Genomic DNA, 23208 nt, shown 5'->3' with positions numbered 1-23208 from the left:
TTCATCCGCGCCGGCATAGATGATCCGCGCGGGATGGGCGCGCGTCGACGGAGTACGGGTCCGGCAGGCGCCGACGGGAGCGGGCGAGGGTGCGGCTGGTCAGATGAGGGTGAGGGGGGCGACGTCGACGGAGACGTCCATCTCGTTGGACTCGGCGTCGGTGTAGATGACGCCGCGCAAGGGCGGGACGTCGTCGTAGTCACGCCCCCAGGCGACGATGGTGTACCGCTCGTCGGCGAGCTGGTCGTTGGTGGGGTCGAAACCGAGCCAGCTGCCGTCGGCCAGGCGGACCGCGGCCCAGGCATGGCTGGCGTCCGCGCCGACCATTCGCTCCTTGCCCGGCGGCGGGTCGGTGGCCAGGTATCCGGAGACGTACCGGCAGGCCAGGCCGACGGACCGCAGGCAGGCCACCGCGACGTGCGCGAAATCCTGGCACACGCCGGCGCGGGCCTCCAGCACGTCGGCGACGGTCGACGACACATTGGTGGAACCGGGGTGGTACTTGAACTCGGTGAAGATGCGGTGGGTGAGGTCGATGATGGCCTCGCCGATCGGCCGGCGTTCGGTGAACGTCGCCCGCGCGTAGTCGTGGACCTGTCCGGGCATCCGGACCAACGGCGAGGCCAGGGTGAACTCGACCGCCTTAGCGTCGTCGAACCCGGAGGGCCGGGCCCGCTCCCACGGCTGGGCCAGCACGTCCGGGTCGGATGCGGGCACCGTGACCTCGACCTCGGACAGCCCGGTCACCACCAGCTCGGTGTGCGAGTGGGTGACGTGGAAGTAGCTGTTCGGGTTGCCGAACACGTCGATGTCGTGCGTCAGGTCGGACGGTCCGGGTTCGATCGTCAAGGAGTAGTTCAGGCACCGTTGCCGTCCGGGAATCTCCCTCGGCCGCAGGTACCCTCGCCCGAACGAGGTCGACACCTCGTCCGAATAACGGTATTCCGTGCGGTGTTCGATGCGGTAACGCCGGGTCACCGGGACATCCCCTCCATCGTGACCACACCCAGCGCCTGCATCGGGCCGGGGTGCCAGAAGTGCTGGGTGGCAACCGCATCGGCGGTGCCGCGCAGGGCATCGGCCAGCCCGACGAGCAGCGCGTCCAGTTCGGCGCGGAGGCCGTCGGCGTCGGTGGGTTCCAGGTCCACCGGGCGGGCCCGGCGCAGCGTCGCGTCGATCTCCTCGAGCCGCCGCTGCGGCCGGGACGTGCCGGACGAGTCGGGCAACGCGCGCAGGTCGTTGCGCGCGGCCGCCACCTGGTAGGCCAGCGACCGCGGGTTGCCGACGTCCAGGAGCAGCAGCTCGAGCATCGTCGCGATCTGGATCCGGCCGCGGTACCGGCGCCGGTAGGTCACGCCCGATTCGCTCGCGGCCAGCACGGACTCGACCACCAGGGAGTCGACGGCCGAACTGTGCGAGCGGACCAGCGTGGACCGCAGCAGGGCCACCACCTGCTGGGCGCGTTCGATCCGCCGGCCCAGATCCAGGAAGTACCACCCGGGGTCCCGGATCATGTTCTCGCTGACCAACCCGGACAGCGAGAGCATGCCGGAGAGCACCTCGGACTGGGCCGACGCCAGCAGCATCCCCGCTTCGGCCGGGGCATCGGCCAGTTCGCCCACCGCCCGGTCGGTGCCGGCCAGCACCATCCAGGTATCCCCGGACAGCTGGTCGCGGACGGACCGCGCCGACTCCCGCAACCCCGCGAGCGACTGGGCCACCGAACCGTTCTCGGTCCCGTCCAGCATGAGTTCGCGGATCCGGCGGGTCGGGTCCTCGGCGGCCCCGATCGGCCGCGTGCCCGACACCCGGGACACCGCGGACAGCAGCACCGGCACACAGCCGGCGCCCAGATGCTCGGGACGGAAACGGAAGTCGTCCACCCGGGAGCGGGCGACGATGAGCAGCCGGACGAGGTCCTCGGTGCGTTCGGCGTACCGGCCCAGCCAGAACATGTCCTCCAGCACGCGTGGCGAGGCGACCGACTCGACCGGCTCGGGGACGACCAGCGGACCCTCGTAGAGCCACTCCCGGCCCTCGCGCCGGTCCGGCGCGTCGGCGCGACCGGACCGCACCCACACGTCCTTGGCCACGCTGGTCCGGCCCCGGCCGGCCGATGTCAGCGAGCCCTCCTGCACCCGGCCCAACGAGCCGGGCATCGCCACGTATCCGGAGCCGTGCGAGACGGTGAACAGTCGCAGGCTGACCTGCCCGGCGGTCAGGCCGTCCGGGGTGGCCATCGGCGCCTCGGAGAACGGCGCGACCTCCTGGCCGACCCACAGACCCGGCTCGGCCTCGATCCGCGCCCGCCAGGTGGCCAACTCGGCCCGGCTCATCATCGCCGGGAACTCCGACCGCGCCCGGACGGTCGAGCGCAGCACCATCTTCTCCAGGTGGTCCAGCACGTAAAGGCGCTGGCCCTCGGCGCCGCACCAGAAGGTCGGCACCGACTCGATCTTGAGATTCTCGCCGAGCACGGCCCGGGCCAGCTTGGGCAGGTACGGCAGCAGGCCGGGGTTCTCCAGCACGCCACTGCCCAGCGTGTTGACCACCGTCACGGTGCCGCGCCGGCACGCCTCGGCCAGGCCGACCACCCCGAGCCGCGAGTCCGGGCGCAGGTCCAGCGGGTCGGACCACGCGGCGTCGACCCGGCGCACCACCACGTCGACCGGTTCGAACCGGCCCATCGACCGCATCCACAGCCGGCCCCGCCGGATGGTCAGGTCGGCACTCTCCACCAACGGAACGCCCAGCAATGAGGCCAGCGTCGCCTGGTCGAAGGCCGTCTCGGAATGGGTGCCCGGGGTCAGCACCACCACCCGCGGATCCTCCGACTCGGTCGGCGCGACCGAGGCCAGGGCCGAGCGCATGGTGTGGAAGAACGCGGACAGCCCCCGCGGCACGGTGCGCCGGAACAGGTCGGGCAGCACCTTCGACACCGCTCGGCGGTCCGCCATGGCGTACCCGGCGCCCGACGGCGCCTGCGTCCGGTCGCCCAGCGCCTGGAAGCTGCCGTCGATGTCGCGGCACACGTCCAGGGCGTGGAAGAACAGCTGGTGGGCCCCGGGGATGGTGATGCCGAACGCCGGCCGCAGGTAGTCGGGGTGCCGGTACACCAGTTCGGCCGGCAGTAAACCGTTCTCGATCAGCTTGCCCGGCCCGTACACGTCGGTGAGCACCGCGTCGAGCAACGTCGACCGCTGGATCAGCCCGGCCTCCAACCGGTTCCAGTCCGTGTCGGCCACCACCAGGGGCAGCGGATCCACCCGCCAGTGCTCGGGTCCGGCCGGGGTCGCCTCGGGGCGCCCGGACACCGCGTCGACCGGGGTGTAGGTGACCCCGTCGTCCTCGAGCAGCCGGTCGACCTGGCCGGGCAACCCGGCCAGGCCCGCCTGTCCGATCGCGTCGATCTCCGCGGCGAGCTCGGCCCAGCCCGGAAGCAGATCACCGTCCAGACCTGTCATCTCGTCGTACCGGCGGGGGTCGCCCACGCCCGGCGTGAACATGCCGTTGCGGGCCAGGTACGCCTCGACCACCGACACCCGCGCCGGCGCCGCGCCGGTCACCTCGGTGGTCGGCGAGACGCTGCGCGGGCCCGTCGTACTCACCGACAGATGGCCCTGGCCCGGCGCAGATCCAGCATGCCCGGCGCGTTGTGGTCGACGGCCAGCAACCCGGCCCGTTCCCGCAGTTGGTTGATGTCGATCTCGCCCGGGCTGTGCCCGGCGGCGTCGAACCGACGGGTGCGCCGCGACTCGGCCTCCATCGCGTTCACCGGCGGGGTGTCGTAGCTGCGACCACCGGGGTGGGACACGTGATAAGTGGCGCCCCCCAACGACACTCCGCTGACCGCATCGACCACGTCGAACACCAGCGGCGAGTCCGGCGGGATGGTCGGGTGCAACGAGCTCGGCGGCTGCCAGGCCCGGTACCGGACGCCGGCGACCAGCAGGCCGGGTACGTGGGTGGGCTGTAGCGGAACCGGATAGCCGTTGCAGGTCACCCAGACCTGCCCGGGCCCGGACGCACCGGTCAGGCTGACCTGCAGTCGTTCGACCGACGAGTCGACGTACCGGGCGGTGCCGCCGGCGGTGGCCTCCTCCCCCAGCACCCGCCAGGGTTCGATCGCCCAGCGCAGCTCCAGGCCCATGCCACCGACCGACACCGTGCCCAGCCGGGGAAACCGGAATTCGAAGAACGGGTCCAGCCAGCTGGTCTGGAAATTCAGACCGCGCGCCCGCAGATCCGCGGCCACCTCGGCGATGTCGGCGATCACGTAGTGCGGCAACAGGAATCGTCCGTGCAGGTTGTCGCCGTGCCGGATCAGCGGGGCGGACAGCGGCTCGTCCCAGAACCGGGAGACCAGCGCCCGGACCAGAAGGGCCTGCACCAGGGCCATCTGCGCATGCGGGGGCATCTCGAAGCCGCGCAGTTCGAGCAGCCCGAGCCGGCCACGGGCCGAATCCGGGCTGTACAACTTGTCGATGCAGAATTCGGCGCGGTGGGTGTTGCCGGTCAGATCGGTGAGCAGGTGCCGCAGCGCCCGGTCCACCACCCACGGTGCCACCGACCCATCCGGGCGGATCTGCCGGTGGATTTCGGAGAAGGCGATCTCCATCTCGTACAGGCTCTCCGGGCGGCCCTCGTCGGCCCGGGGCGCCTGGGACGTCGGGCCGATGAACTGCCCGGAGAACAGGTACGACAGCGAGGGGTGCCGCTGCCAGTGGGTCAGCAACGACACCAGCAGGTCCGGCCGGCGCAGCAGCGGCGACTCGGCGGGGCTTGCCCCGCCCACGGTGATGTGGTTGCCGCCGCCCGTGCCGCGGTGGCTGCCGTCGACGGCGAACGTCTCGGTGGCCAGCCGGCTCAACCGCGCCTGCTCGTACAACGTGGTGGTCAACGCCACCTGCTCGTCCCAGCTGGACACCGGCTGGACGTTCACCTCGATGACCCCAGGGTCCGGGGTCACGGACAGCGTCTTGAGCCGCGGGTCGCCCGGCGGCGGGTAACCCTCCAGCACCAGCGGCAGGCCGAGGCCGGACGCCGCATGGTCGATGGCACCGATCAGTTCGACCCACGGGTCGAGCTCCTCGATCGGCGGCAGGAAGACGTTGATCAACCCGCCCCGGGCCTCGATCACCAGCGCGGTGGTGGGCACCCCGTCGGCGCCGACGACGACCGCCCGCGGGCGGGTCTCCTGCGGCGCCGGCAACGTCGGCTTGGTCTCCAGCGGGTCCGGGTCGACCGGCGGCTCCGCCGCCTGCCAGGAGATCGCGTCCAACGGCAGTCGCAGGCCGGCCGGCGAGTCACCCGGCAGCAGGACGATCCGGCCGCGGCGCAGGTTCCAGTCGGCGCTGGCCCAGCCGATCGTCGCCGGCGGCGCCGGCGGCACCTTTCCGGCGGCGTCCGCCGCCGACGCGTCGGCCTCGGCGTCGGCCGGCTCCTCGGCGGGCAACCGGTGCAGCGGCAGCACGAACGCGGTCGGCTCCGTGACCGTCGCGTCCAGCCGGGTCAGCAACTCGAGGCGGGCGTCCGGGGCGTCGTCCGAGAGGTCCTCGGTGACGGGCTCCCCGGCCGGTAGCCGCACCTGGGCGGCCAGCTTGGCCAGCGGGTCCTCGAACGCGGGCCGGACCTGGGTGGCCGGCAACCCGAAGTAGGCGGCGACCGCCTCGGTGAATGCACGCGCGTCGGCGACGCCGGCCGGCCGCCCCTGCGGTCCGGCGGCACCGGCGGCGCCGGTTCCGTCGAGGTCCTCGGACGACTCCCGCGCCCAGGGATCGGCGAACAGCGACTGATCGGACCACAGCGGGGTCCCGTCCGTCCGCCAGTGCAGCACGATCTGCCAGCGCGGCAGCGGCTCACCGGGATACCACTTGCCCTGCCCCCGGTGCACGATCCCGTTCGGTGAGTAGATCGCGCGCAACCGCTCGGCGAGCACGCCGGCCCGCTCCCGCTTGTGCGGGCCGTCGGCGGCGGTGGTCCACTCGTCCGCGGTCAGATCGTCGATGGAGACGAACGTCGGCTCGCCGCCCATGGTGAGCCGGACGTCCGAGCCGGTCAGCCGCCGGTCGACCTCCTCGCCGACCGTGCGCACCGCGGCCCACTGCTCGGGGGTGTAGGGCAGGGTGACCCGCGGGTCCTCGTGCACCCGCCGGACGACGTTGGAGTACTCCAGGGTGGTTTGCGCGACGCCGGTCGAACCGGTGATGGCGGCCGCGGTGGACGGGTGTGGGGTCGCCGACAGCGGGATGTGCCCCTCCCCGGCGAACAGGCCGGAGGTCGGGTCCATGCCGATCCAGCCGGCGCCCGGGATGTAGACCTCGGCCCAGGCGTGCAGGTCGGTGAAGTCGGCGGCCGGCCCGGACGGACCGTCCAGGGACGCCACGTCGGAGGTCAGCTGCACCAGGTACCCGGACACGAACCGGGCGGCCAGGCCCAATTCGCGCAGCAGCGAGACGAGCAGCCAGGCCGAATCGCGGCACGACCCGATCGCGGTGTTCAGCGTGAAGTCCGGGGTCTGCACGCCCGGCTCCATCCGGACCGAGTAGCCGACGGACTGCTGCACGGCGGCGTTGAGCTGGACCAGGAAATCGACGATCCGGGTCTCGTCGGCGATGGTGAAGTTCTTGAGCCACCCGCTGACGAGCGGGCCGGGCCCAGTGCCCGGGCCGCCCTCGTCGACCGGCCGAAGGTACGGCTCCAGATCGGCGGCCAGCTCCGGCGGGTAGGCGAACCCGTAGTGCTCGGCGTATTCCTCGATGAAGAAGTCGAACGGGTTCACCACGGCCAGGTCGGCGACCAGGCCGACCGTGATGCTCAGCTCGCGGGCCCGCTCGGGGAACACCAGCCGGGCCATGAAGTTGCCGAACGGGTCCTGCTGCCAGTTCACGAAGTGGTTGGCCGGCTCGACCGTCAGCGAGTACGAGTCGATCTTCGTCCGCGAGTGGGGGGCCGGACGCAGCCGGACCACGTGCGGATGGATCGTGACCAGCCGGTCGAAGCGGTAGGTCGTGCGGTGCTCCAACGCCACCTTGATACCCACGCTGCTCCTTCTATACGTCGCGAGAACCGCCCCGCCACGCTGCAGGGTCACCGTTGGTCCGGCCGACGGCCGCACCCGCTGGTCGCACACTCTATTCGCCGGCGTGTTTCCGGCTTGCGACGGAGACCGTCAACCCCGTCGACCGGCCGACCGGACCGGCCGCTATTCGCCGTCCTTCACGGCGGCCTTGTCGCCAACCTTGTCGCCGGCTTTGGGCGGCACGAAGTCCACGCCCGCCTCCCTGCGCTGTTCCCGGGTGATGGGCGCGGGCGCCGCGGTCAGCGGGTCGAACCCGCCGCCCGACTTGGGGAACGCGATCACGTCCCGCAACGAGTCGGCCCCGGCCAGCAGCATGGCGATCCGGTCCCAGCCGAACGCGATGCCGCCGTGCGGCGGCGCGCCGAACGTGAACGCCTCGAGCAGGAAGCCGAACTTGGCCTTCGCGTCCTCGGCGCTGAGCCCCATCACCGAGAACACCCGCTCCTGCACGTCGGCCCGGTGGATACGGATCGAACCGCCGCCGATCTCGTTGCCGTTGCAGACGATGTCGTAGGCGTAGGCCAGCGCCGACCCGGGGTCGGTGTCGAACGTGTCCAGGCACTCCGGCTTGGGCGAAGTGAACGCGTGGTGCACCGCGGTCCAGGTGCTGCCGGCGCCCCCGACCGACACGGCAGTGTCATCAGACGTCTCGCCCACCAATTCGAACAGCGGCGCGTCGACCACCCACACGAACGACCAGGCGCTCTCGTCGATCAGCCCGCCGCGCCGGCCGATCTCCAACCGGGCCGCGCCCAGCAGCTCCTGGGTGCTCTTGCGGGCGCCGGCGCCGAAGAAGATGGCGTCGCCCGGCTCGGCCCCGGTGGCCGCGGCCAGCCCGGCCCGCTCGTCCTCGGAGATGTTCTTGGCGACCGGGCCGCCCAGCGTGCCGTCGTCGGCGATGGTGACGTAGGCCAGGCCCCGGGCGCCGCGCTGCTTGGCCCATTCCTGCCAGGCGTCGAAGCCGCGCCGCGGGGTGCTCGCCCCGCCCTTCTGCACGACGGCGCCGACGTACGGAGCCTGGAACACCCGGAACGGGGTGGAGGCGAAATACCCGGTGAGTTCGGTCAGCTCCAGGGGCAGGCGCAGGTCGGGCTTGTCCGAGCCGTACCGGTCCATCGCGTCGGCGTAGGTCATCCGCGGGATCGGCAGGGCGATCTCGTGCCCGACGAGCCGCCACAGCGCGGCCAGCACCTGCTCACCGACGGCGATGACGTCGTCCTGCTCGACGAACGACATCTCCACGTCGAGCTGGGTGAACTCGGGCTGGCGGTCGGCGCGGAAATCCTCGTCCCGGTAGCAGCGGGCGATCTGGTAGTACCGCTCCATCCCGGCCACCATCAGCAGCTGCTTGAACAGCTGCGGCGACTGCGGCAGCGCGTACCAGGAGCCGGGCTTGAGCCGGGCCGGCACCAGGAAGTCGCGCGCCCCCTCCGGGGTGCTCCGGGTCAGCGTCGGGGTCTCGATCTCGACGAAGTCGGCGTCGTCGAGGACCGCCCGCGCGGCTTTGCTGATCTGTGCCCGCAGCCGGATCGCGTGCGCCTGCGCCGGGCGGCGCAGGTCCAGGTACCGGTACTTGAGCCGGGTCTCCTCGCCGACGGCGATGCTGTCGTCGATCTGGAACGGCAGCGGTGCGGACTCCGCCAGCACCTCGAGGGTGAGCGCCTCGACCTCGATCCCGCCGGTCGGCAGATCGGGGTTCTCGTTGCCTTCCGGCCGGACGGCGACGGTGCCGGTGACCCGCACGCAGTACTCGCTGCGCAGGTGGTGGGCGGCGGCCAGCACCTCGCCGGAATGGAACACCACCTGGGCGACGCCCGAGGCGTCCCGCAGGTCGATGAAGATCACCCCGCCATGGTCGCGGCGGCGCGCGACCCAGCCGGCCAGGGTGACGGTGGTGCCGTCGTCGGAGGGGCGCAGGGAACCGGCGTTGCGATCGCGGAGCACGTGACGTTCCTAGGGACGGGGGCGGCGGACCCGGACGATCCTACGGCCGCACCCTGGACCCGGTGACCGCCGGCGGACGTCAGCTGCTCCATTCGGATGAATCCTCGTCCTGCACGTACTCCATCGGATCGAGTGCCGGTCTGAGAAGGGCTTGCACCACCTGGTATCCGACGTGATGGAGGCTGGACCGTGACGACGAGCGACGCCCGCCCGGGCATGAACTGGCTGCTGGGCTCCTGCCTGGTCGTCGCGACCACCGCCCTGTTCGTCGGACTGCCGGTGGCCGCCGCAGCCGCCGAGCCGGTCTGTGGCAAACCGGACAGTGAGACGTCCTACGTCTATTGCACCGACACGGTGACGACGACCGAGACCACAACGGAGGCCGTCCCGACCACGGTCTACGACCCGACGACGGTCTACGACACGACCACCGTCTACGAGGATGCCGAGCCCGTCACCGTCACCGAGACCACCACCGAGACGACGACCATCCCGACGACGGTGACCGAGACGACGACCATCCCGATCACGGTGGACCGGACGGTGGACCGCGAGGTGCCGACGACGATCGAGCAGACCGTCGACCACACCCAGCTGAGCACGATCGTCCAGGCGCAGCCGGGCCCGACCAGCTACTTCGCGCAGTACATCACCCAGAACGTGACCCAGACCGCTTGGAGCACGAGCACCGCCTACGACCAGGTCGAGGTCACCTGGGCACTGGCCAGCACGGTCAACCCGGCTACCGGGCGGATCCCCGCCGTCTCGGTGCCCCAGACGCAGGTCGGACCGGGCGATTCGATCCCTGTGTCCGTCGAGGGCTTCACCCCCGGCGAGCAGGTGCGGATCGAGCTGCACTCGACGCCCGTGCTGCTGGGCACGGTGACGGCCGGTTCCGACGGCACCGCGAGTTCGACGGTGACGATCCCGGCCGGCACCGAGGCCGGGCAGCACACGATCACCGTCGTCGGGGTCACCTGCGGTATCCAGGCATCCATCCCGATCACCGTGGTCGCCGCCGCCGTGGACGCGCCCGTCGCGTCGCTGGCCGCCTTCGACCCGCAGGGTCGCAGCCTGAGCTACACCGGCGCGAACACCGGGTGGGCCGTGTCGCTGGGCGGCGCACTGCTCGTCGGCGGGGTCGGGCTGGTGCTGCTGGGCCGGCGGCGGCAGGCGCCGGCCGGCGGAGCACACCTGGTCACCCACGACGCGGCGACCCTGGGCGGCCGGCACCGCGCCTGACCGGCACCGGACTGACCGGCACCCGGACTGACCGGCACCCGGACTCGGCGCAGGTCGAGCAGGACCGTGCCGGCCACCGACCGGTCGCCGGCACGGTCGAATGCGGATCGAGCGTCGGCTCACCGATGGGCTGCCGTCGGCGGGTCGAGGGCGGTCGATCCGGAGAACGAAGAACCACCGGTACACCACCGGCGCAAGAAGACCGGCCCTGCACCACTCACCCGTCAGTGAGCAGGGACGGCGGTTGCCGCACCGCGGCCGCCGAGTGTTCGCGGCAACGGTCAGACGCCGGCCGCACTGTCCGCAGACAGCTCATCCGCCCCCTGAGGCGCCGGATGTCGCGCAGAGCCTTGGTTCAGCGCAACGCACCGCAACCCGGCAGCGTCTCCAGCCAACCCTGCTCGTCGGCAGTCAGCACCGAAGCGCTGAGCACCGACCCACCCAGGCCCACCTTCCGGTTGATCTCGGCCGCGACATCGTCGATGTCCTGGGTGGTGCGCGGCTCGATCGTTCGGAGCGACACCGAGCCGTCGCCGAGGATCTGTGCGAGCCGGCCCATGTTCGCGGCTGTGGCTGCCCCGTCGACGCGTCCCGCGGCGATCGTCGCCGGCAACAGGCCCTGCAGGGTGGCCGCCGCCCGCTGGGCGACGGACGCCCGCCCGGCATAGGCGAGCACGTAGGCGTCCTGGGCCGCGCGCACATTCGCGAAGTCGGAGTAGGCCGGCACCATCCATGCGTTCATGTCGTGGCCCGCCGCACACACGGTGGTCAGGAACGCCGCGGTGACCTGGTCCATCCCGGCCGGTGGCGGGACGGCCGGGGACGTCGGCGTGGTGCCGGCGGTCGAGGCTGACGTCACCGGCGACGACGGCGACGGGGACCCGCTCGTCGGCGCGGCGGTGCTGCCGGACGTTGCGGTGCTGCCGGACGTTGCGGTCCCGCCGGACGTGGCGGTGTTGCCGGACGCAGCGGTGCTGCCGGGCGCGGACTCGCCGGAGCCGACGGCCTGGTCCACCACCGCGGCGGAGCTCCGGTCGACACCGAACACCACCCAGGACGCAGTCCCGCCGAGGGCCAGCACGGCCGCTGCGGACACCCCGAGCAGGGCGGTCGATCGGCGCCGCCGCGGACGGTGCCCACCCCGCCCCGTCGCCGCCGGCGCCGGCGCGGTGGGAACCGTCGCGGCCGATTCGGCCGCCCGCGCCCCGCGGGCCGGGGACAGCAGGGTGGCCCCGAGCACCACGTCGTGTTTGGGGTGCGTGTCCTGCGCGATCGGTCGGCGGAATTCCCCGACCAGCGACTCGGCCACCAGCGGAATTCGCGACGACCCGCCGACCAGCACGAACGAGGACAGGTCGGCCGGTTGCAGACCGGCCGCAGCGAGGACCCGGCCGGTCGCCTCCAGCGTCAGCGCGACGGCCGGACGGATCATGTCCTCGAACTCGGACCGGGTGATCCGCACACCGATCGACCGGCCGTCGCGGAGAACGGAAGCGACGGCGGTGACGTCTGAGGACAGCGCCTCCTTGACCTCGACGCAGTCCCGTCGCAACCGACCGAGCTCCGCCGGCGCGAGAACATCGACCAGGTCAGGGTTCTCGACGGCTAGCTCAGCAAGGACGCGCTCGAAGACGGCCTCGTCGAAGTCGATGCCGCCGAGCTGATCCAGACCGCCCGCGGTGCCGAGCACCCGGAAACCGGCGGTCGTCTTCTCCACCACACACACGTCGAAGGTGCCGCCACCGAGGTCGTACACACACAGCCGGTTGCCCACCTCCACCCGCGCGTGGGACGCGTAGAACGTCGCTGCCGCAACGGGTTCCGGGCACAGCGTGACGTCGTCGATACCGGCCTGAAGGGCCGCCTGATGCAGGACATCGATCTTGAACTGCCGCCAGGTGGCCGGATGGGTGAGCACCAGGTCGGCGGGCGGTTCGCCGTACCGCTCCCGGCACCGGTCCACCGCCCACGCGATCACTCGGCCGGCCAGGTGCCCGACGGAATAGGGCGAACCGCCGATCAGGATGGGCACGTCGTCGCCGATCCGGCGTTTGATCTCGCGCCGGGCCCGACCCGGGTCGGCCGCCGCCGCGCGTTCCGCCGCCTCGCCGACCAGCACGGCACCACCCTCGGTGACGAACACCGTCGACGGAACCTGCATCGCCCGGTTACCCAGCCCGACCATCGCCGGCACGCCGTCCGCCCCGAGAACCGCCGCGGCGGTAAAGGTCGTACCGAAATCCAGTGCCAGCGTGTACATCTCACCCACCCGAGGCCATGCCGGGACCCCGGCCGCGCGGTGCGAGCGGAAACGTCCCTGGAGGTCAGAGCGCCGGCGGACCCCGGTAGATACCGGCACTGCGGAATCCGAGCGTGCCGATCGCCGCCGGGTGAACCAGGGTGATGCACCACCGTCCCCAGATGCGCAATGCCGGTTCGGCCCTCGCCGGGGGGCCGCGGCCGGAGGGGCCGCGGCCGGAGGGGCCGTGGCCGGAGGGGCCGTGGCCGGAGGGGCCGTGGCCGGAGGGGCCGTGGCCGGAGGGGCCGTGGCCGGAGGGGCCGGGTCCGGAGGGGCCGGGTCCGGTCCCGCCTCAGCGCCGCGCCGGCACCGCCGCGGGCCGATCGGCATAGGCCTGGGCAATCAGCTCCATCGAACGCAGCTTGGCCGGCAGGCCGTGCGCCCGCGTCGAGATGATCATCTCGCGCACCCCGAAGCGCGCCGCCAGCTCGTCCAGCCCGGCGGCCACCTGATCGGCCGACCCCACCACCTCGGTCCGCCCCATCGCCCGCACCAGGTCGAGCTCGGCGGGCGAGTACGGGTACTGCGCCGCCTGCTCCGGGGTCGGGATCTCCTGCAGCCGGCCGGTTCGCAGCAACACCATGGACAGCGCGCCCGAGCGGGCCTCGTAGCGGGCCTGTTCCTCGGTGTCCGCGGCCAGCGCGCTCACCCCGATCATCGGATACGGCTCGGCCAGCACCGCGGACGGCCGGAACAACGACCGGTACAGGTCCAGCGCCGCCCCGGTGTTACCGCCCGCGCCGGCGAAGTGGTGCGCGAACGCGTAGGGCAGCCCGAGCTTGGCGGCCAGCCGGGCGCCGTAGTCGGACGAACCGAGGATATACAGCGGAACCGGGATCGCCGGGGTCGTCCGGATCGCCGCGAACGGGTGGTCGGCGGGGAAGTCGTCCTGCATGAAATGGACGAGCTCGGCGATCTGGTCGGCGAAATCGTCGGGGCCGGACGGGTCCATCCGCCGCCGCAACGCGTAGGCCGTCAGCTGGTCCGAACCGGGCGCCCGGCCCAGCCCCAGATCGATCCGGCCGGGATGCAGCGCCGCCAGCGTGCCGAACTGCTCGGCGACGACCATCGGGGCATGGTTGGGCAGCATCACCCCGCCGGAACCCAGGCGAATGGTGGAGGTGCGCGCGCCCAGGTGGGCGAGCAGGACGGCCGGCGCGGCCGACGCCACCGCGGGCATGCCGTGGTGTTCGGCGACCCAGAACCGGTGGTACCCGAGCTCCTCGGCCCGGACCGCGAGCGCGGTGGTGGCCTCGAGGGCCTCACCGACGGAGGAGCCGATACCCACGCCGGCCAGGTCGAGCACGGAGAGCCGGATGCCGTCGGACGTGGTCAAGGATTTGTTACTCACGCTCAGTGACAACCGACGGCGGGGCCCGCGTGTTCCCGGTCAGTTCGGCGAGTACGCCCCCCGGGCCAGTTCCTCCCCCGCCCGGGTCGACAATCGGCCGATCATGGCGACCTCCCGGTTCAGCAGATCGGTCAACTGGATCAGCCGATCGTCCACGGTGGCCGCCTCGAGCAGCCGCTGCCGATCGGTCAGGTCGAGCGCGACGACGGCGGCGATCGTGTAGGCGCAGTCCACCGGCTCCTCCGGGATGGCGAACGGCGTCTCCGGATCCAGACCCCGGGCCTGCAGGACGGCGCGGCGGTAGCGATGGAACAGCCGGGTGGCCCGGGCGGCCAGGTCACGGCTGCGCATGGACGGCGGGTCGGCCAGAAACTCCAGGTCCGCCCGATCCGCCCGGTCCGGCGCCGACGGGTACACCTGGTGGATCCGGAACCGGCGGGTCCCCCGGGTCATCACGTCGAACGTGCCGTCGGTGAACGGCTGGATGTGTTGGATCTCGGCGATGCAGCCGACCTCGTACAGGCTCTGCACCCCGTGCCCGCCGACCTCGACGCCCGACCGGATGGCGACCACCCCGAACTCGCGGGCGCCGTCGGTGCGCTCCAGCACCTCTTCGATCAGCCTGCGATAGCGACGTTCGAAGATGCGCAGCGGCAGCCGGGCGCCGGGAAACAGCACGGTACCCAACGGGAAGATCGGCAGTGTGATGGTCGTCACCCGCCCCAATCTACGACGGCGCCCGCTGCCGACCGGCGCGCCGTCAGACGTCCAGGAGTGGATGCGGCGAGCCGTGCTCCTCGGCCGGGCGGCGCTGATAGGCCTTGACGTGCTCGCCGAGCCCGGCGAGCCGCTCCTTGCGCCCGCCGGCGCCCTGCCCGGCACCGACCCAGTTCACGTAGACCCGCTGGTCGTCCGGGCGCAGAGCCTGGAACGCGTCCAGCACGCCCTGGTCCGCCTCGAGCACGGCCGCCATGTCCTCCGGCACCGCGACACCCTTGTCAGTGATCATCGTCGATCCCCTTTCGTCGATCATCGGCCTCGTCGACCAACCGCAGTTGATCATTCGCCCCACCAAGTCTGCCCAATGTCCGCCGGACCTGCCAGGATCACCCGGCCCGGCGGGCGAAGAATGTTCGCTCGGCATCGGTCCGGGCCAATTCGGCCGCGCTCGCCCAGGCGGCGCGCGCCTCTGGCCGTCGCCCGAGGGCATCCAGCAGACCGGCCCGGGCGGCGTGCGCGTAGGGATAGCGCTCCAGTCCGCCGACGGCCAGCACCTCGTCCAGATCGCGCAGCCCGGCGGCCGGTCCGGACAGCTGGGCCACCGCGACGCACCGGGCCAGGGCCAGCGTGGGTGACGGTTCGACGGACAGCAGCGCGCCGTAGAGGTCCACCACCCGGCGCCAGTTCGTCGCGCTCAGGCCGGGCGCGATGGCGTGCTCGGCGGCGATCGCGGCCTGCAACGCCATCGGTCCGGGGTGCGAGCGGGAACCGGCCAGCGCCGCCCGGGTCAGCAGCAGTCCCCGCCGGACGAGTTCCCGGTCCCACCGGCCGCGGTCGGCATCGGCCAGCACCACCTGCCCGCCGTGTTCGTCGAACCGGCCGCCCGTCCGCGCCCGGGTGAGCACGATCAGTGCGAGCAGGCCGGTGAATTCGGCGTCGGCCGGCCGCAGCACGCGCAGCGCGGTGGCCAGATACTGCGCCCGGTCGGCCAGGTCGTCGTCGGCCAGCGCCGGGCCCGACCCGGCCGTGTGCCCCAGGGTGAAGGCCAGGTAGACGACCCGCCGCACCACCGGCAGGCGGGCGTCCACCGTCGCGTCGTCGGGCAGGTCCAGATTCGGGCCCGCCGCCGCCAGCTTCTTCTTGGCCCGGGTCAGCCGGGCGGCCATCGTCGAATCGCCGACCAGGAACGCGGCGGCGACGGCCGCGGTCGGCACCCCGCAGGCCAGCCGCAGGGTGAGCGCGACCTGGTCCGACTCGGCGATCCGCGGATCGCAGCACAGCACGACCAGCCGCAGGTCCTCGTCGCCGATCACCCCGACCTCGGTGCTCACGTCGGCCGGGTCGACCTGACGCAGACCACCCGCAGCCCGGATCAGCGCCCGCCGGGCCGCCTGCGCGGACCGGATCCGGTCGATCGCCCGCCGCCGCGCGGCCGTGACCAACCAGGCCTCGACCGAGTCGGGAACGCCGCGTTCCGGCCAGGTCTGCAGCGCGAGCAGGAAGGCGTCGGCCGTCGCCTCCTCGGCGATGTCCAGGTCGCGGACCGACCGCAGGGTGACGGCCAGGACGCGGCCGGACAGCTCCCGTTGCGCCCGGGCCGCCGCCTGCCGCGCGTCCGGCGGACCGCTGCCGTCGGTCAGCCGAAGCTCCAGATCGGCCGGAGTTCGACGTGCCCGAAACCGGCCGGGCACCGCTTGGCCGCCGCCAGGGCCACCTCGTCGTTCGGCGCCTCGATCAGGTAGTAGCCGCCGACGACCTCCTTGAGCTCGGGCGCCGGATTGTCCACGATATGCACGTCATCGGTGCGGGTCTTGCGCAGATACGTCGCCGTCGGTGTCGGCTGCAAGGCCTCCCCGCCCAACAACTCGGCGCCCAGCGCGCCGACCTCGGCCGCGAAGGCGTTGTGCGCCTCCATCACCTCGTTCAGTTCCGCCTCGCCGGCGCTCGCGTAGGCCTCCTCGGCCTCGACGATCAGCAGCAGGTACTTGGCCATCGCGGTTCTCCTTCGACTGTGGAGCCGGCCCTTGCGGGCCCGCCGCGCCGGGGTCGGCGCCGGACATCACTCCAGACGGACCACCCCGGAGCAATTCGACAGGCTCCGATGAGATTCTTGCGCTCACGGCGGGGTCGACGCCATCCGTGGTCTCCCGCGCGCCCCCGGACGAAGTTGATCATGGCGTTCTCTGCCGCCAGATCGGCGAGTCGTCGGCGTGTCGTACAGAGTTCGCCATGATCAACGGTGGCGGAGGGGTGCGGGACGCACGATCAACCCCGGCGGCCGGCCTTGCGATGGACCCGGTCGGCGAGCGCCCGTTCGGCGGTCGGCTATCATGGACCGGTTACACGGAGTGAGTCGCGCCTTCTCGACGACGGATTGTTCATCATTCGGGAACTGCGACCGGGCCAACCACCGACGGTTCGGCTTCCCAGGCTCCAGTCTTTCGAGTGATTGGGTTTATTTGATGTCCCTGCCTACCGTTCCGACCTCCGACACCCTCGATACTGAATCGATCCAGACCGACGCCGGACCGCCCGCCGCCCCGCCCGGCTTCGACGAGCTGGGCCTGCCCGGCACGCTGCTGCGCGCGGTCAAGGACCTGGGTTTCACCACCCCCACCGCCATCCAGGCGGCGGCCATCCCGGCGCTGCTGGCCGGCCGGGACATCACCGGCGTCGCGCAGACCGGCACCGGCAAGACGGCCGCCTTCGGCCTGCCGCTGCTGGCCGCGATCGACTCGACCCCCGGCGTCCAGGCCCTGGTCCTGTGCCCGACCCGGGAGCTCGCCGTCCAGGTGGCCGACGCCATCTCCTCGTTCGCCACCGCACTGCCCGACGTCTCGGTGGTCGCCGTCTACGGCGGCACCGGCTTCCTGCCGCAGCGGGCCGCGCTGCGGGCCGGTGCCCAGGTCGTCGTCGGGACCCCCGGCCGGATCATCGACCACCTCGAGCGCGGCACCCTGGACCTGTCCGGGCTGCGCTTCTTGGTGCTCGACGAGGCCGACGAGATGCTGCGCATGGGCTTCGCCGAGGACGTGGACCGCATCCTGTCCGACGCCCCGAACTCACGTCAGGCCGCCCTGTTCTCGGCCACGATGCCGCCGGCGATCCGGTCGATCGCGGCCAAACACATGACCGACCCGATCGACATCGCCGTCTCCCGGCAGTCGTCGACGGTCGACTCGGTGCGCCAGATCTATGCCGTGGTCCCGTTCCGCGACAAGGTCGACGCGCTGACCCGGTTCCTGCAGGTCACCGAGGGCGACGCGGCCATCGTGTTCGTCCGCACGAAGGAGGCCTGCGACCAGGTCGGGGCCGACCTCGTCGCCGGCGGCGTGACGGCCGCGGTGATGAACGGAGACGTCCCGCAGAAGGAACGCGAGAAGATCATCGAGCGGCTGCGCGACGGTCGCCTGGACGTGCTGGTGGCCACCGACGTCGCCGCCCGCGGCCTGGACGTCGACCGGATCGATCTGGTGGTCAACTTCGACGCCCCCGGCGAACCGGAGGCGTACGTGCACCGCATCGGCCGCACCGGCCGGGCCGGCCGCACCGGGACCGCATTGACGTTCTTCACCCCCCGGGAGATGGGCCGGCTGCGGGCCATCGAACGAGCCACCCGCGGCACGCTGGAGCAGATCGTCCCGCCGAGCGCCGACGAGGTGACGGCGCACAAGGCGGCCATCGTGCTGCGCAAGGCGCTGGCCCGCCTCGACGTCGGCCGGCTGAGCCGGCAGAACCGCCTGATCCGCGACCTGCTCGCCGAGTCGGAGGTCACCGCCGAGGAGCTGTCCGCCGCGCTGCTGGCGCTGGCCGCCGGTGACGACGGCATCGAGCGGGCCCCGGCGGTCGAGCCGGCGTCCTTCGAAAAGGACCGCAAGACCAAGGTGCGCTCGGCGGCCGGCGAACGGCCCCGACCGACCTCCGATCGGCCGGGCCGGGCGGCCCGCCCGCCGTTCGGCCGGCGCTACCGCGTCGCGGTCGGCCATCGGGACGGGGTGCGGCCGGCCGGCATCGTCGGCGCCATCACCGGCGAGGGCGGGGTCAACGGCAAGGACCTGGGCAAGATCGACATCTTCGACACCTTCTCCACCGTCGAGATCGCCGCGGACCTGTCCCCGGCCGCGCTCGGCCGGATCGCCAACGCCAAGGTCAGCGGCCGCTCGCTGCGCATCGAGCCCGACCGGGACGACCAGCAGGGGCGGCGCCCGTGGGCGGGTCAGCGTGATTCGCACGGGCCGCGCAAGGCCGGTCCGGCCGGCGGGGAGCACGGATACGAGCACCGCGGCTCGCGGGGGTATCGCGCCGGTCGTTGACCGGACCCGCCGGCGTGCCGCGGCCCGGAAGGGTGCGTCCGACCGGGTTGTGCGATGCTCCGCGACAGTCCAGATCGCGAGGGCCGGGCACGCACGACACCTCGCCAGCGTTGACCGTGGGGAGGCGGTATGCCGACCGATCGCCGCTACGACCGGGAGGGTGTCGAGTTCGCCCGGGCCGTCACCTTCTTCGACGCGATCTACGCCTTCTCCGTCACGCTGCTGATCACCACGGTCGACGACTTCAGCCCGGAAGCGTGGGCCAGCCTGCCCGCCCTCTGGGCGGCCAACGGCAAGTCCTTGATGGCCTTCGCCATCAGCTTTGCCGTGGTGGTGTCCTTCTGGCGGGGCAGTCACCAGGCCGTCGCCGCGCTCGCGGCGATGAACGGCCGGATCATCCTCCTCAGCTGCCTGTCGATGTTCGGCGTCGTGCTCATCCCGTTCGCCACCGAGGCCATGGGCAAGCTCGGCGACCTGCCCCTGCCCGTCTCGGTCTATGCGGTGGTGATCGCCGGAACGTCGCTGATGCACCACTACATGGAGGATCAGGCGGACCTGGCCGACCTGCGACACCGCCGACGGTCGCCGGCGCAGCGCCGCTGGCACTGGGCCGGCGCCGCGGTCTTGCCGGCCGTCTTCATCCTGTCGATCCCGATCGCCTACCTGGTCAGCCCGACGGTGGCCCAGTACTCGTGGGCCTCGTTGTTCGTGCTCGGGCCCGCCGCCGGTGCGTGGACGGCGCGTCATGGGGGGCAGGCGGCCGAGGCCGCCGACGCCGACGCCGACGACACCGCGGCGTAGGCACGACGACGCGTCGCCGGCCTCCCCTGGACCGCGTTCGTCCACCACGCGGCCACGGCTGTCGGGGAACTGACGAATCGGCCGGGAGGGATCAGAACAGCGTCGGCGCGGCGACCGCGGTCTCCGCCGGCAGCGCGCGGGCGGGCAGGCTCCCCGCCGGGAACGACGCCGCCCGGTCCCCCGGCACCCCGCGCACCGGCTTCCGCCCGGCCAGCTGCCCGTCGGCCCCGGCCCCGATGCCCACCTCCGCGCTGATCCGCCGGACCCGGTCGGACAGTTCGGCGCGGTACTCCGCGGGCAGGTTCGCGCCTCGGGCGTAGAGCGTCTCGTAGTGTCCGACCAGGTCCGGGCGGGTCCGGCGGAGCCAGCCGAAGAACCACTCCCGGGCGCCCGGCCGCAGATGCAGCGGGATCCCGGTGACCCCGGTCGCCCCGGCGTCGGCCAGGTGCCGGAGCAGGTCGTGGAGCTGCTCGGACGAGTCGGTCAGGTACGGCAGGATCGGCGCGACGAAGACGCCGCAGGGCAGGCCGGCCTCCCGGATGCGCCGGACCAGCTCCAGCCGGGCCTTCGGCGCCGGCGTGCCGGGCTCCAGGGTGGCCTGCAGCTCCGGGTCCAGCAGGGCCAGCGACACCCCGATGCCGACCGGAACCCGTTGGGCGGCCTCGGTCAGCAACGGCAGGTCCCGGGCCAGGACGGTGCCCTTGGTCAGGATGGAGAACGGGGTGCCGGTGTCGGACAGCGCGCCGATGATCTCCGGCATCAACCGGTACCGGCCCTCCGCTCGCTGGTACGGGTCGGTGTTGGTGCCCATGGCGACGTGCTCGCGGCCCCACCGCGGTGACGAGACCTCCTTGCGCAGCACCGATCCCACGTTCGACTTCACGACTATCTGGGTGTCGAAGTCGTGTCCGGCGTCGAGCTCGAGATAGGTGTGCGACTTGCGGGCGAAGCAGTACACGCAGCCGTGGGTGCACCCGCGATAGGGGTTGACGGTCCAGGAGAACGGCATCGGTGACCCGCCGGGTACCCGGTTCAGCGCCGACTTGGCGTGCACCTCGTGGAACGTGACGCCGGCGAATTCGGGTGTCCGCACCGACCGGACCAGGCCGGCCAACCGGCCCAGCCCGGGTAGGGCGCCCGGATCCTCGGTCGCCAACTCCTGGTCCTGCCACCTCATCGTCCTATACGAACACATGTTCGTCGGGCGGGTCAACACCGGCACGCCACCGCGCGTCTGATCGGATAGAGCGGTGGGGATCGATGTGCGGGTGTGCTTCCTCGGTGACTCGCTGGTCGCCGGGGTCGGCGACCCCGAGCACCTCGGTTGGGTCGGGCGCCTGGCCGCCAGCACCCATCAGGGCGGCCGGCCGCTGACCACCTACAACCTCGGCGTGCGTCGGGACACCACCGCCGACGTGCTGCGCCGTGCCCCCGCCGAGTGTGGCGCGCGGCTGCCGACGGGCTGCGACCCGGGGGTGGTCGTCTCGATGGGGGTCAACGACACCACCCTGGTCGGCGGCCGGCCCCGGATCGCCGCACCGTACTCGGCGGCCAACCTGGACATGCTGCTCCGGCACTGCCGGGATGCCCGCTGGCCGGCCCTCGTGATCGGGCCGCCCCCGGTCGACGACGAATCCTCCAACGATCGCATCGCCGGGCTGGACGGGCTGTTCGCCTCACTGTGCCAGCGGCGCGGCGTGCCGTACGTCAGCGTGCTGCCCGCATTGCGGCCGGACCCGACCTGGCGACGCGAGGTGTTCGAGGGTGACGGCGCGCACCCCGGTGGCGAGGGCTACGCGCTGCTCGCCGACCTCGTGCGGCCGGCCTGGGACGCCTGGCTCGGTGGCCTGTTCAACGGCCGGTGGACCGCACCCTGGGCCTGACCGCTACGCCGATGGCGTAACCCGATCCGCGGCGCGATTCGGCGACGTTGAATGGGCGCACGCACGGCGTGGAGGGTCCGGATGGACGAGGTCGCATTGGACGCCTATTCGGGCGTCGTCTCGTCGGTGGCCGCCGCCCTGGTGCCGTCGGTCGCCGCACTGTCGGTGGCCGGCCCGCCCGGCTCGCGGCGTGGTGGCGGGTCCGGCTCGGCCGTGCTGTTCACTCCCGACGCCGTCCCGGACCCGACCGGGTACCTGCTGACCAATGCGCATGTGGTGGGTCCGGCCACGCACGGGGTGGTGGAGTTCGCCGACGGTAGCGACGCGCGGGTCGACGTGGTCGGCGCCGACCCGTTGTCCGATCTGGCGGTGGTGCGGGCCCGATCGACGCTCACCGTCGCTCCGGTGCAACTCGGCGAGGCCGACAGTCTGCGGGTGGGTCAACTGGTGGTCGCCGTCGGTCACCCCCTCGGTCTGGCCGGCTCGGTGACTGCCGGGGTGGTGAGCGGGCTGGGCCGGTCGCTGCCGACCCGCTCCGGGGCGACCGCGCGGGTGATCGAGGACGTCATCCAGACCGACGCCGCGCTCAACCCGGGCAACTCCGGCGGGGCCCTGGCCGACTCCGCCGCCCGGGTGGTCGGCATCAATACCGCCGTCGCCGGGGTCGGGCTGGGTCTGGCCGTGCCGATCAACGCGACCACCCGGCGGATCGTCGGTGCCCTGATCCGGTACGGCCGGGTCCGCCGGGGCTACCTGGGGCTGGTCAGCGCGCCGGCCCCGTTGCCCCCCGACCTGGCCGCCAAGGTGGGCCGCCGCAAGGGCGTTCGAGTGGTCGAGGTGGTCACCGGCTCCCCCGCCCACCGCAGCGGGTTGAGCGCCGGCGACCTGATCCTGACCGCCGACCGGAAGCCGGTCACCGATGCGCAGGGGATGCAGCGGCTGCTGTTCGACGACGCCATCGGCCGGCCGTTGCCGATCACGGTGTGGCGGCGTGGCGCGATGGTCGACGTGATCGCCGTGCCGACGGAGCTGTAAGCGGGCCGGCGGCTCGTGCGGGCCGGCGGCTCAGCCGACGGGCGTCAGCGGTGGCTTCCCGGCCAGCACCGCGGCGACGTTGTCGATGGCCAGCATGCCCATCGCGTCCCGGGTCGCCTCGCCCGCGCTGGCGGTGTGCGGGGTGAGCACGAGCCCGGGGGCGTCGAGTAGCTCCGGGTTCACCGTCGGCTCCCCCTCGAAGACGTCCAGCGCCGCGCCGCGCAGGTGCCCGTCGCGCAGCGCCGCGACGAGCGCGGATTCGTCGACGACACCGCCCCGTGCGGTGTTGATCAGATAGGCGCCGGGCTTCATGACGCGCAGCGCGGCCGCGTCGATCAGATGCCGGGTCTGCGGCGTCAACGGGGTATGCACCGACACCACATCGCTCTCGGCGAGCAGGGTCTCGGTGTCGACGAAGGTGACACCGTCCGCGGTGGTACCCGGGGTGGCGCTGCGGGAGGTGGCCAGCACCCGCATGTCGAACGCCCGGGCGCGCTGGGCGACGGCCTTGCCGATCCGTCCGTAACCGAGGATGCCGA

Annotated in this window: 17 protein-coding genes; 5 read left to right on the top strand and 12 right to left on the bottom strand. The window is 72.4% G+C overall.

Annotated elements, in window-relative coordinates:
• Positions 1–99 precede the first annotated feature (99 nt).
• From ACILSK_RS21830 to aspS, 4 genes are all read right to left on the bottom strand, one after another.
• Positions 100–978 carry a transglutaminase N-terminal domain-containing protein gene (locus ACILSK_RS21830; protein ID WP_395729296.1) on the bottom strand — a complete coding sequence of 293 codons (879 nt, stop codon included), beginning with the start codon at positions 976–978 and terminating at the stop codon, positions 100–102.
• Positions 975–3608: a circularly permuted type 2 ATP-grasp protein gene (locus ACILSK_RS21825; RefSeq protein WP_395729295.1), complete on the bottom strand. Its 2634-nt coding sequence runs from the start codon at positions 3606–3608 to the stop codon at positions 975–977. Before ACILSK_RS21825 ends, ACILSK_RS21830 begins: the two co-directional genes overlap by 4 nt.
• Entirely contained in the window at positions 3605–7042 is a 3438-nt protein-coding gene (locus tag ACILSK_RS21820) for a DUF2126 domain-containing protein (protein ID WP_395729294.1), read from the bottom strand. The genes ACILSK_RS21825 and ACILSK_RS21820 overlap by 4 nt, the downstream gene beginning before the upstream one ends.
• Positions 7043–7204: 162 nt before the next feature.
• A complete protein-coding gene (gene aspS, locus ACILSK_RS21815) occupies positions 7205–9025 on the bottom strand; it encodes an aspartate--tRNA ligase (protein ID WP_395729293.1) in 1821 nt (606 codons plus the stop codon).
• Positions 9026–9214: 189 nt separating this feature from the next.
• Here aspS and ACILSK_RS21810 point away from each other — a divergent pair, with 189 nt between their 5' ends.
• Complete coding sequence (locus ACILSK_RS21810; protein ID WP_395729292.1) at positions 9215–10267, top strand: hypothetical protein; 1053 nt, start codon at positions 9215–9217, stop codon at positions 10265–10267.
• Positions 10268–10622: 355 nt separating this feature from the next.
• On the opposite strand, the gene ACILSK_RS21805 is transcribed toward ACILSK_RS21810, so the two are convergent.
• From ACILSK_RS21805 to ACILSK_RS21780, 6 genes are all read right to left on the bottom strand, one after another.
• Complete coding sequence (locus ACILSK_RS21805) at positions 10623–12527, bottom strand: Hsp70 family protein (RefSeq protein WP_395729291.1); 1905 nt, start codon at positions 12525–12527, stop codon at positions 10623–10625.
• A 331-nt stretch (positions 12528–12858) separates the two neighbouring features.
• Positions 12859–13917, bottom strand: a complete 1059-nt coding sequence (locus tag ACILSK_RS21800; protein WP_395729290.1) for an LLM class flavin-dependent oxidoreductase — start codon at positions 13915–13917, stop codon at positions 12859–12861.
• Between the two features lie 39 nt (positions 13918–13956).
• On the bottom strand, positions 13957–14634 hold the full coding sequence (locus ACILSK_RS21795) for an LON peptidase substrate-binding domain-containing protein (RefSeq protein ID WP_395729289.1): 678 nt from the start codon (positions 14632–14634) through the stop codon (positions 13957–13959).
• 43 nt (positions 14635–14677) lie between these two features.
• Entirely contained in the window at positions 14678–14926 is a 249-nt protein-coding gene (locus tag ACILSK_RS21790) for a YdeI/OmpD-associated family protein (protein ID WP_395729288.1), read from the bottom strand.
• A 97-nt stretch (positions 14927–15023) separates the two neighbouring features.
• Positions 15024–16328 (bottom strand): RNA polymerase sigma factor, encoded by a 1305-nt coding sequence (locus ACILSK_RS21785; RefSeq protein WP_395729287.1) that lies wholly within the window; start codon positions 16326–16328, stop codon positions 15024–15026.
• Positions 16274–16630 (bottom strand): YciI family protein, encoded by a 357-nt coding sequence (locus ACILSK_RS21780; RefSeq protein WP_395729286.1) that lies wholly within the window; start codon positions 16628–16630, stop codon positions 16274–16276. Before ACILSK_RS21780 ends, ACILSK_RS21785 begins: the two co-directional genes overlap by 55 nt.
• A 469-nt stretch (positions 16631–17099) precedes the next feature.
• Between ACILSK_RS21780 and ACILSK_RS21775 the strand changes: the two genes are divergently transcribed.
• Both ACILSK_RS21775 and ACILSK_RS21770 read left to right on the top strand, forming a co-directional pair.
• A complete protein-coding gene (locus ACILSK_RS21775; protein ID WP_395729285.1) occupies positions 17100–18950 on the top strand; it encodes a DEAD/DEAH box helicase in 1851 nt (616 codons plus the stop codon).
• Between the two features lie 129 nt (positions 18951–19079).
• Positions 19080–19751, top strand: a complete 672-nt coding sequence (locus ACILSK_RS21770) for a TMEM175 family protein (RefSeq protein WP_395729284.1) — start codon at positions 19080–19082, stop codon at positions 19749–19751.
• A 91-nt stretch (positions 19752–19842) separates the two neighbouring features.
• Here the strand turns inward: ACILSK_RS21770 and ACILSK_RS21765 are convergent, their stop codons facing one another.
• Positions 19843–20928 (bottom strand): Rv2578c family radical SAM protein, encoded by a 1086-nt coding sequence (locus ACILSK_RS21765; RefSeq protein ID WP_395729283.1) that lies wholly within the window; start codon positions 20926–20928, stop codon positions 19843–19845.
• 73 nt (positions 20929–21001) lie between these two features.
• On the opposite strand from ACILSK_RS21765, the gene ACILSK_RS21760 reads away from it, so the two are divergent.
• Positions 21002–21634, top strand: coding sequence for a GDSL-type esterase/lipase family protein (locus ACILSK_RS21760; protein ID WP_395729282.1), 633 nt, complete (start codon positions 21002–21004; stop codon positions 21632–21634).
• Between the two features lie 81 nt (positions 21635–21715).
• Positions 21716–22669, top strand: a complete 954-nt coding sequence (locus ACILSK_RS21755; protein ID WP_395729281.1) for a S1C family serine protease — start codon at positions 21716–21718, stop codon at positions 22667–22669.
• A 30-nt stretch (positions 22670–22699) separates the two neighbouring features.
• Here ACILSK_RS21755 and ACILSK_RS21750 read toward each other — a convergent pair.
• Positions 22700–23208, bottom strand: a 509-nt coding sequence (locus tag ACILSK_RS21750; RefSeq protein ID WP_395729280.1) for a 2-hydroxyacid dehydrogenase, incomplete at its 5' end; no start/stop codon positions are given.

Source organism: Nakamurella sp., from assembly GCF_044224575.1.
GTDB lineage: Bacteria > Actinomycetota > Actinomycetes > Mycobacteriales > Nakamurellaceae > Nakamurella.
This window is presented reverse-complemented; position numbering and strand designations above follow the sequence as displayed.